This is a genomic window from Roseateles sp. (genome assembly GCF_965229315.1).
Classification (GTDB): Bacteria; Pseudomonadota; Gammaproteobacteria; order Burkholderiales; family Burkholderiaceae_C; genus Pelomonas.
In genome coordinates this window covers 2,450,378-2,463,171 of the sequence record NZ_CBDDJA010000002.1, presented here as the reverse complement: position 1 = coordinate 2,463,171, position 12,794 = coordinate 2,450,378, and the positions used below count along the sequence as shown (strand labels likewise).

Below are 12,794 nucleotides of genomic sequence, written 5' to 3'. Positions count from 1 at the left end.
GCGGTCAGTGTAGCGGCGAGGGCCTCCGTATAATGCCGCTTTGCGTCTGGAGCTTTCCTCATGCGCCTTCTCGGCAAAGCGCTCACCTTCGACGACGTTCTGTTGGTGCCAGCGTTCTCCCAGGTGTTGCCCCGTGACACCAGCCTTGCGACCCGCCTGTCGCGCAACATCCCCCTGAACCTGCCGCTGGTGTCCGCCGCGATGGACACCGTGACCGAAGCCCGCCTGGCGATCGCGATCGCGCAGGAAGGCGGCATCGGCATCGTGCACAAGAACCTGACCGCCGAAGCGCAGGCACGCGAAGTCGCCCGCGTCAAGCGCTACGAGAGCGGCGTCGTGCGCGAGCCGCTGACCGTCGGCCCCAACACCACCGTGCGCGAGGCGGTGGAGCTGACCCGCCAGCACGGCTTCTCGGGGTTCCCGGTGGTCGAGGGCAAGCGCGTCATCGGCATCGTCACGGGGCGCGACCTGCGCTTCGAGACCCGCATGGACGCCCGCGTCAGCGAGATCATGACGCCCGCCGAGAAGCTCATCACCGTCAAGGACGGCGCGTCCACCGACGAGGCCAAGGCGCTGATGCACAAGCACAAGCTGGAGCGCGTGGTCGTCGTCAACGACGCCTTCGAGCTGCGGGGCCTGATGACCACCAAGGACATCACCAAGCAGACCAGCTTCCCCAACGCCGCGCGTGACGCCCAGGGCAAGCTGCGCGTGGGCGCGGCGGTCGGCTTCGGCGACGACACCGAGCAGCGCGTCGAACTGCTGGTGCGGGCCGGCGTGGACGCCCTCATCGTCGACACAGCACACGGCCACAGCGCCGGCGTGCTGGAGCGCGTGCGCTGGGTCAAGCGCGCCTACCCGAACGTGGACGTCATCGGCGGCAACATCGCCACGGGTGCGGCGGCGCTGGCGCTGGTGGAAGCGGGCGCCGACGGCGTCAAGGTCGGCATCGGCCCCGGCTCCATCTGCACGACGCGCATCGTCGCGGGCGTCGGCGTGCCGCAGATCACCGCCATCGACAACGTCGTCACGGCGCTCAAGGGCACCGGTGTGCCGGTCATCGCCGACGGTGGCGTGCGCTACTCGGGCGACCTGGCCAAGGCCATCGCCGCGGGCGCGGACTGCGTGATGATGGGTGGCGCCTTCGCCGGCACCGAGGAAGCGCCGGGCGAGGTCATCCTCTACCAGGGCCGCACCTTCAAGAGCTACCGCGGCATGGGCTCCATGGGCGCGATGGCCAAGGGCAGCGCGGATCGCTACTTCCAGGACACGTCGGCCAACAATCCGAACACGTCCAAGCTGGTGCCGGAAGGCATCGAGGGCCAGGTGCCCTACAAGGGCTCGGTGGTGCAGGTCATCTTCCAGATGGCGGGCGGCCTGAAGGCCTCGATGCACTACTGCGGCTGCGGCTCGATTGCCGACATGCAGGACAAGGCCGAGTTCGTCGAGATCACGACGGCGGGCATGCGCGAGAGCCATGTCCACGATGTGCAGATCACGAAGGAAGCACCGAACTACCGCAGCGAGTGAGCTGACAGCAGACGAAGACGGGGCGAACGCGAGTCGCCCCGTTTTGCTTTGACCGGACCGCATGACGACCACCGCCTCCCCGACCGCAACGCGCGCCCCGGCCATGGGTTTCATCATGGCGGCGGTGTTGATCGACATGATCTCCATCGGCCTGATCGTGCCGGTGCTGCCGCACATCGTCGGCGTGTTCACGCACGGCAACGACGAGCAGACGCTGGGCTTCCTGATGCTGACGCTGGCCTTCGGCGTCGCCAATTTCTTCGGCTCGCCCGTGCTGGGTGCGTTGTCCGACCGCTATGGTCGCCGGCCCGTGCTGCTGATCGGCTTCGCCGGCCTGGGCTTGAGCTTCTTCGTGACGGCCACTGCACCGGCGCTGTGGGTGCTGGTGGTCGTGCGGCTGTTCTCGGGCGCCATGCAGGCCAACATCGCCATTGCGAACGCCTACGTCGCCGACATCACCGCCGGTGAGGACCGCGCCAAGCGCTTCGGCCAGCTCGGCGCGATGTTCGGCCTGGGCTTCATGCTGGGCCCCGTCATCGGCGGCCTGCTGGGCGACATCAATGTGCGCCTGCCGTTCTATGCCGCCGGCACGCTGGCCGTCGTCAACTGGTGCTACGGCTTCTTCGTGCTGCCCGAGTCGCTGCCGCCGGACCGGCGCCGGCCGCTGGACTGGCGCAAGATGAACCCGGTCGCGTCGCTGCAGGGGCTGACCCACCTGAAGGGTGTGGGCCCGCTGGTCAGCGTGCTGGCGCTGTCCTCGCTCGCGCAGTTCATGCTGCACACGAGCTGGGTGCTGTACACCAAGTTCAAGTTCGGCTGGGGCCCGGGGCAGGTCGGCTGGTCGCTGCTGGCCGTGGGCGTCGTCTCGGTCATCAGCCAGGGCGTGCTGCTCAAGCCCATGCTCAAGCGCTTCACGCCGCAGCGGCTTGCGGTCATCGGCATGACCTCGGCGTCGCTGGCCTACCTCGGCTTCGGCCTGGCGAGCGCCGGCTGGATGATGTATGCCGTCATCGCGCTGAACCTGTTCGGCGGCGTGGCCGCCGCGGCGATGCAGAGCATCATCTCCAACGCGGCGGACGCCACCAGCCAGGGCCGCACCATGGGCGCCGTGTCGTCGCTGAACAGCCTGATGGCCGTCTGCGCGCCCGTGGTGGCGCTGGAGTTGCTGCGCTGGGTGTCTGACCGCCCGCCTGGTGACCTCGTCATCGGCCTGCCCTTCTTCACCTGCGCGGCGCTGCAAGCCGCGGCCATGCTGATCACCCTCCGTTTCTTCCGCAGCCACCCGCCGGCGCAGCCCGTGCAGCCCGCCTGAAAGACGCTCCATGCAACACGACAAGGTCCTCATCCTCGATTTCGGCTCCCAGGTCACCCAGCTCATCGCCCGCCGCGTGCGCGAGGCCGCGGTGTACTGCGAGATCCATCCGAACGACGTGTCCGACGACTTCATCAGGAGCTACGCGCCCAAGGCCATCATCCTCAGCGGCAGCCACGCGTCCACGTATGAAGACCACGAGCTGCGCGCGCCGCAGGCCGTGTGGGATGCCGGCGTGCCGGTGCTGGGCATCTGCTACGGCATGCAGACCATGGCCGTGCAGCTGGGCGGCAAGGTCGAATGGAGCGACCACCGCGAGTTCGGCTACGCCGAGGTGCGTGCGCACGGTCACACGAAGCTGCTCGACGGCATCCAGGACTTCGAGACGCCCGAGGGCCACGGCATGCTGAAGGTCTGGATGAGCCATGGCGACAAGGTCACCGCGCTGCCGCCCGGCTTCAAGCTGATGGCCTCGACACCCAGCTGCCCCATCGCCGGCATGGCCGACGAGGCGCGCGGCCTGTATGCCTTCCAGTTCCATCCCGAGGTCACGCACACGCTGCAGGGCGCGGCCATCCTGACGCGCTTCGTGCGTGACATCGCCGGCTGCAAGGGCGATTGGCAGATGGGCAGCTACATCGACGAAGCGGTCGCGCGTATCCGCGAGCAGGTCGGTGACGAGGAAGTCATCCTGGGCCTGTCCGGCGGGGTCGATTCGTCGGTGGCTGCCGCCCTCATCCACCGCGCCATCGGCGACCAGCTCACCTGCGTCTTCGTCGACCACGGGCTGCTGCGCCTGAACGAGGGGCAGATGGTGATGGAGATGTTCGCCGGGCGTCTGCAGGCCAAGGTCGTGCACGTGGATGCCAGCGAGCAGTTCCTGAGCAAGCTGGCCGGTGTGACCGACCCCGAGAAGAAGCGCAAGATCATCGGCGCCGAGTTCGTCGAGGTCTTCCAGGCCGAGGCCGGCAAGCTGAAGAATGCGAAGTGGCTGGCCCAGGGCACCATCTACCCCGATGTGGTGGAGAGCGGCGGCACCAAGACCAAGAAGGCCACGACGATCAAGAGCCACCACAACGTCGGCGGCCTGCCCGAGACGCTGGGCCTGAACCTGCTGGAGCCGCTGCGCGAGCTGTTCAAGGACGAGGTCCGCGCGCTCGGCGTGGCCCTGGGCCTGCCGGCCGACATGGTCTACCGCCACCCGTTCCCCGGCCCGGGCCTGGGCGTGCGCATCCTGGGCGAGGTGAGGAAGGACTTCGCCGACCTGCTGCGCCGTGCGGATGCGATCTTCATCGAGGAACTGCGCAACACCCTCGACCCGGCCACGGGCAAGAGCTGGTACGCGCTGACCTCGCAGGCCTTCGCCGTGTTCCTGCCGGTCAAGAGCGTCGGTGTGATGGGCGACGGCCGCACCTACGACTACGTCGTGGCCCTGCGCGCCGTGCAGACCAGCGATTTCATGACGGCCGACTGGGCCGAGTTGCCCTACGCGCTGTTGAAGAAGACCAGCGGCCGCATCATCAACGAGGTGCGCGGCATCAACCGCGTCACCTACGACGTGAGCAGCAAGCCGCCTGCGACCATCGAGTGGGAGTGATCCAAAGTTGCGCCGGGTCGTCCAAGCGATCCGGTGCTTTGAAATAAACCCAATCATTACAAGGGTTTAGGTGTTCCCAGACGTCCAGGTCGTCCCACAAGAGCCCAGCCGGGGCGACGGTACTGAAGACGGCATCAGAAAGCTGGTCCCTGACGATCCGAGTTGATACCCTCTGACGGTATCGGTTTGACCTGCCCCCAGAACCCGTACCAATCGTTGTGAGGAATCCGCTGGGTTGAAGGAGATTACTCCTGGGTTTGCTGCGGCGCCGGGACGGCGCCGCTGGTAGTTCGGCGGTGCTGCGCAGCAAACTTGGCTGGCGGCATCCGCCCGCAGCTGCTGTGCGGCCGCACCTCGTTGTAGTCGGTCCGCCAGCGCGCGATCTCGACGCGCGCCTGCTTCAGACTCTGGAACCAGTGTTCGTTCAAGCACTCGTCGCGGAATTTGCCGTTGAAGCTCTCGATGTAGGCGTTCTGCGTGGGCTTGCCTGGCTGGTTGAGGATGTGGCGCACGCCCTTGGCCTGTGCCCAGGCCATGAAGGCCCGGCTGGTCAGTCAATGAACGCCTCAGATCTTCACGGACCTGAGGCATTTTTGCGTTTTGGTCGGTGACTTGACTGTGGCGTGCTGAGTCGACGCGACTCTGCGACCGCTGCATGCCGAAATTCCCCGGCACGATTGCCTTCCACGAGTGGCGTCACGGCGCTCACCAGCTCAGGCAGCCCTGCCGGGTTTGTCCTGGTGATGACAAGCCGTTGCCGGCGTGTCGCCCAATCGAGCTTCAGCGCGGACGCGGGGCGCGCACAACCGTCACGCGTCCTGCACATCGCATTCCTACAGTGCGTCGCGAGCCCCTGCCCCGGCTCTCATCCACGGAGTGCACCCATGTCCCACCCAGATCGCCGCGGTTTCCTGCGCAGCCTCGGCCAGGCGGCCAGCGCCAGCGTAGCGCTGGCCAGCTTCCCGCCCGTCATCCAGCGCGCGCTGGCCATTCCCGCCAACCAGCGCACCGGCACGCTGCACGACGTCGAGCACATCGTCATCCTGACGCAGGAGAACCGCTCGTTCGACCATTACTTCGGCACGCTGGCCGGCGTGCGCGGCTTTGCCGACCCGTTCCCGGCGCCGACGCTGGACCGTGCCGGCACCTTCAGCGGCAAGACCGTCATGGTGCAGCCCAACGGCAATGGCGGCGCCAAGGTGCCGGGCCGGCCCGACTGGGGCAGCCGCACGGCCATCGCGCCCTTTCACCTCAACACGCAGCAGGACTTCTCCGTCATGCGCGTCACCGGCACGCCGCATTCTTGGACCGACGCCCAGGCCGCCTGGGACCACGGCCGCATGAACAACTGGGCCAACGTCAAGCAGCCCCACTCGCTGGGCTACTACAAGGAGGCGGACATCCCGTTCCAGTTCGCGCTGGCGCGCGCCTTCACGCTGTGCGACCACTACCACTGCGCCACGCAGACCGGCACCAACACCAACCGCCTGTTCCTGTGGAGCGCCAACAACGACCCGCTGGCGCTGGGCGGCGGCCCGTCCACCGACAACAGCCACGACTGGTTCGACCCCAACCCGCTGACGGACTACACCTGGACGACCTACCCCGAGCGCCTGCAGTCCGCCGGCATCTCCTGGCAGGTCTACCAGAACATGGAAGACAACTTCACGGACAACTCGCTGGCGGGTTTTCGGCCGTTCCGCGACGCCTGGTACGGCCGCCCCGGCTTCTCGCAGGCGCTGAAGGACCGCGGCGTCACGACGCGCGACCTCGATAAGCTGAAGGCCGACGTGCTGGCTAACCAGTTGCCGCAGGTGTCCTGGATCGTCGCGACGGCCGAAGGCTCCGAGCATCCTGGCCCGTCCAGCCCCGCGTCGGGCGCCGACTACACGGCCCGCGTGCTGGACGCGCTGACGGCCAACCCCGATGTCTGGTCCAAGACCGTGCTGTTCATCAACTTCGACGAGAACGACGGTTTCTTCGACCACCTGCCGCCGCCCGCCGCACCGTCCTACCAGACCTGGGACGCCGACCCGGCCAAGGCGGTGCTCGCCGGCGCGTCCACCGTCAACACCACGGGCGAGTACCACCACATCCTCAACGGCAGCGACGCGGCCTACCAGCACCGTCCCTACGGCATGGGCCCGCGCGTGCCCATGTACATCCTGTCGCCGTGGAGCAAGGGCGGCTGGGTCAACTCGCAGGTGCACGACCACACCTCGGTCATCCGCTTCATCGAGGCGCGCTTCGGCGTGCAGGAGCCGCTGATCACGCCGTGGCGCCGCGCCGTCAGTGGCGACCTGACCGGCTGCTTCGACTTCATCCGCCCGGAAGACAGCGCCTTCCTGCAGAACCTGCCCGCCACCGCCGCGCTGCGGGCCCGCGCGCTGGCCTTGCAGGGCACGAAGACGCCGGCCGCGCCGACCAGCCTGGTCGCGCCGGTGCAGGCCAGCGGCATTCGCATGGCCCGCGCGCTGCCCTACGAGCTGCAGGTGCAGTGCAGCGCGTCGTCGTCCGGCGTCACGCTGAGCTTCCAGAACGGCGGCACGGCCGGCGCGGTGCTGCACGTCTACAACCGTCTGGCGCTGGACCAGCTGCCGCGCCGCTACACGGTCGAGGCCGGCAAGCAGATCGACGGCGCCTGGGCCGGTGCGCCGGGCACGGCCTACGACCTGTGGGTGCTGGGCCCCAACGGCTTCCATCGCCACTTCGTCGGCAACCTGCCGACCGCCGCGGCCGGCCAGGCGCGGCCGGAGATCCGCGTGCAGGCCGACCGCGTCTACCTGGAACTCGCCATCGAGCTGGCCAACACCGGCACCAAACCCTGCACCTTCGTGCTGCAGTCGCACCGCTATGCCAGCCTGCCGGACCGCAGCTGGATCGTTCCCGCCGGCACCACGCAGGCCGTGCGCATCCCGCTGGACGGGGACCACCGCTGGTACGACCACAGCGTCAAGGTCGCGGAAGTGCCGGGCTTCGGCCGCCGGCTGGCGGGCCACGTCGAGAACGGCGAGCCGTCGATCAGCGACCCCGCGATGGCCGGCCCCGCCGTGCTGGACCAGACCCACCCCTGACCCGTTTCCCACCCAACAAGGCAAGAACCATGATCCGACACACCCTGGCCCTGGGCCTGTTGACCCTCAGCCTGGCCGCGCAGGCGCAAGCCACGCTGGGCGCCAACCTCATCGTCAACGGCGGCGCCGAGAGCGGCGTCACCGGCTGGACCGGTTTCGACGGCTACTCGATGTTCCAGTCCGTGGACTACGGCAGCAACTGGGTGCTGCCCACGCAGCCCGGCCCCGTGGACCGCGGCCTGAAGATGTTCACCGGCCTGACCGCGCAGGCCGCCGGCTTCCAGACTCTGGACCTGGGCGCGCTCGCCGGCCAGGCGCTGCACTACGACCTGACCGGCTGGCTGGGCGGCTGGGCCGGGCAGGGCGACAACGCGTTGCTGTACGTGTCCTTCCTCGACACGCTGGGCAACGAGATCGGCTCCGCGTCCATCGGCCCGGTCACGCCGGCCGACCGCAACAACCAGACGGGCCTGTTCTACCGCTCGGCGGCCGGCGACCTCCCGGTCGGCACGGCCTCGCTGATGTTCTCGCTGTCCATGGAGCGCCAGGGTGGCGGCGACAACGACGGCTATGCGGACAACCTGTCCTTCGTCGTCAGCAGCGTGCCGGAGGGCAGCACGCTGTTCTACACGCTGGCAGGCCTGGGCCTGCTGGGCGGCGTGCTGGCACGCCGTCGCCGCTGACCGTCGGTCGCACGTGCGGTTGAACGCGCAGCCCCGGGAGGGGCCGCGCATCTCTGAACGGCTCAGGCCTGCTGCGCGCGGGCGCGGCGGCGGGCGACGCCCAGCAGCAGCGGTGCGCCCACGGCGGCCAGCAGCAGCGCGCTGGGCTCGGGCACCGGCGTCGCCGAGATGATGGTGCCGGGCGCCGCGGTGCCCGGGCCGATCTGCCAGGCCGGGCTGGACGTGAAATCGATGTTGCCCACCGTGTACGTGCCGCCGTTGCTGGCGATCACCCAGACCGGATCGACGAACGGCTCCTCGGTGGACTCGGCGACGATCCAGTACTGCGTGCCGGCCTGCAGCGTCGGGTGCAGCACCGAGTTCAGCGTCTCCAGCACCGGCGACCAGCCGACCGCCGTGGTCGCGAACGTCCACGATTCCAACACCGTGCCCGACGGCGCCGTCGCGCCGCTCTGCAGCGACACGGTCAGCGTGCGGCCGGGGTTGTCGAAGTCGTTGCTCATCAGCCAGATGCCGACCGAGTCGAACGAGTAGGTCTGCGCGGCCGTGAAGCCGATGGTGACGGACTGGCCGACGAACACGTCGTAGCCCCAGTAGCCGAAGAAGCCGCCTTCCGGCGCACCGGTGTCCAGCAGCGTGTCGGCGCTGGCCGGGCTGGCGAGGCTGAAGGCGCAGAGGACACCGGCGAGGCACGCACGCCAACGATTGACAATCACCATGAGGAACTCCATCGAATGCTTCAGGCCGGAAGACCATCTCCCGGCGTCACGGCGACGATGCTAGGAGTCGCCGTTCGCGCAAGCTTGATGAAATCCTGATGACCGCCCCCTAGTTCATGTCGAGACAAACCCCGACGACTGCGCTCGCGCTGGACGACGCCGGCCTGCTGCAGGCCGATGGCACGGCGCTGAAGCTGCCGCCCAAGGAGCGGGCCGTGCTGCGGCTGCTGCTGGCGCGTGCACCGGGGGTCGTGCGCAAGGACGAGTTCGCCGCCCAGGCCTGGGCCGGCCGCGAGATGTCCGACGAGAGCCTGGCGCGCTGCATCAGCCGCGTGCGCCAGCTGCTGCAGCCGCGTGGCGTGCAGGTCGAGGCCGTCTACGGGCTGGGCTACCGGCTGGTGGACCAGGCCGCGCCGGTGCCCGCAGCCCCGAGCGCCCAGGCGCTGGACAGCCACGCCCACGCCCGCCAGCTCATGCAGCAGCGCACACCGGCCGCCATGGGCCTGGCCATCGAGCTGCTGCGCGACCTGGTGCGCGAGTCACCGTCCTTCGGACCGGCCCGCGTGGCGCTGGGCGACGCGCTCGCCATCGCCGTGGGCTGGGGCCACCTGGCGACGCCGGCCGCCGTTGCGGAAGGGCTGGCCGCGCTGGACGGCCTGGACGCAGGGCTGCCCGGCCTGCACGCCGTCCGCGGCGCGCTGCTGGACATGGCCTGGCGCTTCGACGAGGCGCGGCGCAGCTTCGAGCTGGCGCTGGCCGCCGACCCCGACGGCACCGACACGCTGCTGGGCTTTGCGCGCCACCTGCTCTACACCGACGACGCAGCGGGCGCCGTGGCGCGCCTGCGCCGCGTGCGCGAGCTGGCGCCGCACGCGCTGCACGTGCGCATGACGCTGACGCGCGCGCTGGTGCAGGGCGGCCATGGTGCCGAGGCGGTGGCCGAGGCGCAGGCCACCGTGCGCGACAACCCCGGCCAGTTGCTGACGCTGGCGTTCTCGCTGGCCATCCAGTCCATGGTGGCGCCGCAGCCCGAGCTGGAGGCGGCGGCGCTGCGCCTCACGCAGGGGCTGGACACGCCGCCCTTCGTCTGGACCGTGGCGTCCTTCGTGCTGTCGCGCCTGGGCCGCCGCGAGGCGACGCTGGACATCGTCGACACCGCGCTGCTGTGCTCGCGCACGACGGCCGGCGAGGCGGCGCTCTACGCGGCGCCGCTGGCTGCGCTGGGCGAACACGACCGTGCCGCGGCGCTGCTGCGTGCCGCCGTGGACGAGCGCTGCGGCATGATGGCCATGGTGCTGCGCGACCCGGCGCATGCGCACTGGCTGCCGCAGCACCCGGCCGGGCGGGCGCTGCTGCACGATGTGTTCGGCGAAGCCTCGCTGGCCTGATCAGGCGACCCTTTCGGAGAAAGACATGCGTGCAGCCTTCAGCCTCCTCGCCCTCGTCATCCTTGCCGCCATCGTGCTGTCGCTGGCCAGGAAGCAGGCCACGGCGTTGAGGCCCGCGCCCGTCGGCGCGAGCGCCCCGGCCGGCGCGCTGCCACAGCCGCAGGTCGTGGGTCAGCAGGTGCAGAACGCCGTGGATGCCGCAGCCCGTGCCACGGCGGACGCCGCCTCTGCCGCGACGAACTGACGCCGTGCCTGGCCACAAGCTGTTCTTCGCGCTGCGGCCGGACGAAGCGACGGCCGAGCGCATCGCGCGCGTCGTCGAAGCCGAGCACAGGGCGCGCGGGCTGCCGGCACGGCTGCGGCCCAGCCGCATCTTTCACATCACGCTGCACTACTTCGGCTTCTGTGACGGCGAGCCCGATCCGCAGCGCGTCGCGGTGGCAGGGCGCGCGGCGTCCGAGGTGGTGCGGCCGGCGTTCGACCTCGGTTTCGAACGACTGGAGAGCTGGGGTGGCGACGGCGCGCGCCAGCACCCCTTCGTGCTGACCGGCGGCCAGGGCCTGGAGGCGGTGCGCGACTTGCGCGACGCGCTGGCCGACCGCCTGGCGGCCCACGGCCAACCCGTCGACAAGGGCTACGAGCCCCACCTGACGCTGCGCTACGACAAGCGCAGCGCGCCCGCATGGCCTGTGGACGTGCCGGGCTGGGTGGCGAGCGAGTTCGTGCTGGTGCGCAGCCCGCAGGGCGCCACGCGGCACGACGTCATCGCACGCTGGCCTTTGCAGGGCTGAGTTCGCCGCCCTCGTCCAGGTGCCGGCGCGAGCCGAGCACGCGGGCATAGGCCCAGGTGAACTCGGCGCCGACCAGCAGGATCTGCGCCGAGAAGTACACCCACACCAGCAGCGCCACGACCGACGCCGCCGCGCCGAAGCCCGAGGCCACGCCGCTGTGCTGCAGGTAGCTGCCGATGGCCCAGCGGCCCAGCTCGAACAGGCCGGCCGTGACGAGGGCGCCCAGCAGCACGTCCTTCCAGGCGACGCGGGCGCGCGGCATCCACTTGAAGATCAGCGCGAACACCGCCACCACGAGGCCCTGGCTGACGATGGCGTTGGCAATGGCTGCCACACGCAGCCAGCCGCCGAACCATGGCTGCCACCAGGCCTGCGCGGTGCCCAGCAGCGCGCCCAGCAGCAGCGACACCAGCAGCAGGAACACCAGCCCGAGGATGAGGCCGAAGCTCAGCAGCCGCGTGCGCAGCCAGTTCTGCCAGCCCTGCACGGGCCGCATGGGCACGCGCCAGATGGTGTCCAGCGCGTCCTGCAGCTCGGCGAACACCGTCGTGGCGCCGACCAGCATCAGGCCCAGGCCGATGACCGTGTGCAGCCAGCCGCCCGCCGGCCAGGCCACGCTGCGCAGCATCTCCTGCACGGTCGCGGCGGCCGCGGGCCCCAGCAGCCCGTCGAGCTGGCCGCCCAGCTGCCCGCGCACCGCGTCGCCACCCCAGATGAGGCCGGCCACGGACACCACGATGAGCAGCAGCGGCGCCAGCGAGAACAGCGTGTAGTAGGCCAGCGCCGCGCCCATGCGCGGGCCGCGGTCGCTGAGGAAGCCGTCGACGGTCAGGTAGACCACGCGGCGCAGTGCGCGCAAGTCCCTAGCGAGCCGCATCGCGGAATATCCAGGCAGGTGTCATGCAGCGCAGTGTGTCCGCGGTGCGGGGCCGCGCCTTGGCGGCCGATGGCCGGTCCGTCTGTAGGACGAGGCTGGTGCCGTCCTACGCCGGCAGGCGCTGCCCGCTGACCATCGCCGGCACGGATGGCGCTGAACATGACCGGGACACCATCTCGCCCAGGAGACACCGCCATGTTCCTCAAGCAAGTCCTCGCCCTTGTCGCCGCATCCACGCTGGCCGCCAAGCTGGCCAAGCATCTCAATCACCGCCACCAAGTGCGCCGCGCGCATGACGAACATCGCCGCCAGCGCGACGATGTGCACCGCTGGGAGGCCGAGGGCGGCAACCTGCCCCAGCCGCCCAAGCGGCATTGAACCCGCATGCGGGCTGAGGCGCCGAACAGGGCGCATCAAAAAACCGCCCGAGGGCGGTTTTTCTTCGAGGCCGGGCCATGACGGCCCGGCGTGTCAGACCTTGTCCTTGTTGAACCAGCTGTCGGTCGCCTTGCGTTCCCAGCTGGCGATCTGGTTCTCGGCCTCGTCCTTGGCCACGCCATAGCGCTCCTGGATCTTGCCGGCGAGCTGGTCGCGGCGGCCGGCGACGACGGCGAGGTCGTCGTCCGTCAGCTTGCCCCATTGCTCACGGGCCTTGCCGGTGACTTGCTTCCAGTTGCCTTCGATGCGATCCCAGTTCATGTGGACTCCTTGGTGTGATGGGGATGCCGGGCGGTGCCCGGTCCACGGCTATCGGCGCCGCGGTTCCCTCACTGTGCGTGGCGCCGCGGGCCGTGCGGGTCGGTGCAGGTGGAGGCGATCTGTA

General features: G+C 69.7%; 12 protein-coding genes and 1 pseudogene. 9 read left to right on the top strand and 4 right to left on the bottom strand.

Features of this window, described 5'->3' with window-relative positions; all coding sequences use genetic code 11:
* Window positions 1-60 precede the first annotated feature (60 nt).
* The 3 genes from guaB (at window position 61) to guaA (ending at window position 4,439) form a co-directional block, all read left to right on the top strand.
* Window positions 61-1,530 (top strand): IMP dehydrogenase, encoded by a 1,470-nt coding sequence (gene guaB, locus ACO07H_RS16320; RefSeq protein ID WP_422016003.1) that lies wholly within the window; start codon window positions 61-63, stop codon window positions 1,528-1,530.
* A gap of 61 nt (window positions 1,531-1,591) precedes the next feature.
* Complete coding sequence (locus tag ACO07H_RS16315; RefSeq protein WP_422016001.1) at window positions 1,592-2,842, top strand: TCR/Tet family MFS transporter; 1,251 nt, start codon at window positions 1,592-1,594, stop codon at window positions 2,840-2,842.
* Window positions 2,843-2,852: 10 nt separating this feature from the next.
* Window positions 2,853-4,439: a glutamine-hydrolyzing GMP synthase gene (guaA, locus tag ACO07H_RS16310; protein ID WP_422015999.1), complete on the top strand. Its 1,587-nt coding sequence runs from the start codon at window positions 2,853-2,855 to the stop codon at window positions 4,437-4,439.
* 245 nt (window positions 4,440-4,684) lie between these two features.
* On the opposite strand, the pseudogene ACO07H_RS16305 reads toward guaA, so the two are convergent.
* A pseudogene (locus ACO07H_RS16305) lies at window positions 4,685-4,990 on the bottom strand (integrase core domain-containing protein); the annotation flags it as partial.
* 333 nt (window positions 4,991-5,323) lie between these two features.
* On the opposite strand from ACO07H_RS16305, the gene ACO07H_RS16300 reads away from it, so the two are divergent.
* Window positions 5,324-7,513, top strand: a complete 2,190-nt coding sequence (locus ACO07H_RS16300; RefSeq protein WP_422015997.1) for a phosphocholine-specific phospholipase C — start codon at window positions 5,324-5,326, stop codon at window positions 7,511-7,513.
* A gap of 29 nt (window positions 7,514-7,542) precedes the next feature.
* A complete protein-coding gene (locus ACO07H_RS16295) occupies window positions 7,543-8,196 on the top strand; it encodes a PEP-CTERM sorting domain-containing protein (RefSeq protein WP_422015995.1) in 654 nt (217 codons plus the stop codon).
* Between the two features lie 62 nt (window positions 8,197-8,258).
* On the opposite strand, the gene ACO07H_RS16290 is transcribed toward ACO07H_RS16295, so the two are convergent.
* Window positions 8,259-8,915 carry a PEP-CTERM sorting domain-containing protein gene (locus tag ACO07H_RS16290; protein ID WP_422015993.1) on the bottom strand — a complete coding sequence of 219 codons (657 nt, stop codon included), beginning with the start codon at window positions 8,913-8,915 and terminating at the stop codon, window positions 8,259-8,261.
* A gap of 116 nt (window positions 8,916-9,031) precedes the next feature.
* On the opposite strand from ACO07H_RS16290, the gene ACO07H_RS16285 reads away from it, so the two are divergent.
* The 3 genes from ACO07H_RS16285 to ACO07H_RS16275 are packed head-to-tail and all read left to right on the top strand — an operon-like array spanning window position 9,032 to window position 11,094.
* Entirely contained in the window at window positions 9,032-10,303 is a 1,272-nt protein-coding gene (locus ACO07H_RS16285; RefSeq protein ID WP_422015991.1) for a winged helix-turn-helix domain-containing protein, read from the top strand.
* A gap of 25 nt (window positions 10,304-10,328) precedes the next feature.
* On the top strand, window positions 10,329-10,547 hold the full coding sequence (locus ACO07H_RS16280) for a hypothetical protein (protein WP_422015989.1): 219 nt from the start codon (window positions 10,329-10,331) through the stop codon (window positions 10,545-10,547).
* A gap of 4 nt (window positions 10,548-10,551) precedes the next feature.
* Window positions 10,552-11,094: a 2'-5' RNA ligase family protein gene (locus tag ACO07H_RS16275; protein ID WP_422015987.1), complete on the top strand. Its 543-nt coding sequence runs from the start codon at window positions 10,552-10,554 to the stop codon at window positions 11,092-11,094.
* On the opposite strand, the gene ACO07H_RS16270 is transcribed toward ACO07H_RS16275, so the two are convergent.
* On the bottom strand, window positions 11,066-11,971 hold the full coding sequence (locus ACO07H_RS16270; RefSeq protein ID WP_422015985.1) for a YihY/virulence factor BrkB family protein: 906 nt from the start codon (window positions 11,969-11,971) through the stop codon (window positions 11,066-11,068). The genes ACO07H_RS16275 and ACO07H_RS16270 overlap by 29 nt on opposite strands.
* 195 nt (window positions 11,972-12,166) lie before the next feature.
* Here ACO07H_RS16270 and ACO07H_RS16265 point away from each other — a divergent pair, with 195 nt between their 5' ends.
* Entirely contained in the window at window positions 12,167-12,349 is a 183-nt protein-coding gene (locus ACO07H_RS16265) for a hypothetical protein (protein WP_422015983.1), read from the top strand.
* 93 nt (window positions 12,350-12,442) lie between these two features.
* Here ACO07H_RS16265 and ACO07H_RS16260 read toward each other — a convergent pair whose 3' ends face one another.
* A complete protein-coding gene (locus ACO07H_RS16260; protein ID WP_422015981.1) occupies window positions 12,443-12,670 on the bottom strand; it encodes a CsbD family protein in 228 nt (75 codons plus the stop codon).
* Window positions 12,671-12,794 lie beyond the last annotated feature (124 nt).

Coding starts and splice junctions, on each gene's coding strand:
- ACO07H_RS16265 (WP_422015983.1), top strand. CDS start 12,167: ATGTTCCTCAAGCAAGTCCTCGCCCTTGTCGCCGCATCCACGCTGGCC.
- ACO07H_RS16300 (WP_422015997.1), top strand. CDS start 5,324: ATGTCCCACCCAGATCGCCGCGGTTTCCTGCGCAGCCTCGGCCAGGCG.
- ACO07H_RS16260 (WP_422015981.1), bottom strand. CDS start 12,670: ATGAACTGGGATCGCATCGAAGGCAACTGGAAGCAAGTCACCGGCAAG.
- ACO07H_RS16280 (WP_422015989.1), top strand. CDS start 10,329: ATGCGTGCAGCCTTCAGCCTCCTCGCCCTCGTCATCCTTGCCGCCATC.
- guaA (WP_422015999.1), top strand. CDS start 2,853: ATGCAACACGACAAGGTCCTCATCCTCGATTTCGGCTCCCAGGTCACC.
- ACO07H_RS16295 (WP_422015995.1), top strand. CDS start 7,543: ATGATCCGACACACCCTGGCCCTGGGCCTGTTGACCCTCAGCCTGGCC.
- ACO07H_RS16315 (WP_422016001.1), top strand. CDS start 1,592: ATGACGACCACCGCCTCCCCGACCGCAACGCGCGCCCCGGCCATGGGT.
- ACO07H_RS16285 (WP_422015991.1), top strand. CDS start 9,032: ATGTCGAGACAAACCCCGACGACTGCGCTCGCGCTGGACGACGCCGGC.
- ACO07H_RS16270 (WP_422015985.1), bottom strand. CDS start 11,971: ATGCGGCTCGCTAGGGACTTGCGCGCACTGCGCCGCGTGGTCTACCTG.
- guaB (WP_422016003.1), top strand. CDS start 61: ATGCGCCTTCTCGGCAAAGCGCTCACCTTCGACGACGTTCTGTTGGTG.
- ACO07H_RS16290 (WP_422015993.1), bottom strand. CDS start 8,915: ATGGTGATTGTCAATCGTTGGCGTGCGTGCCTCGCCGGTGTCCTCTGC.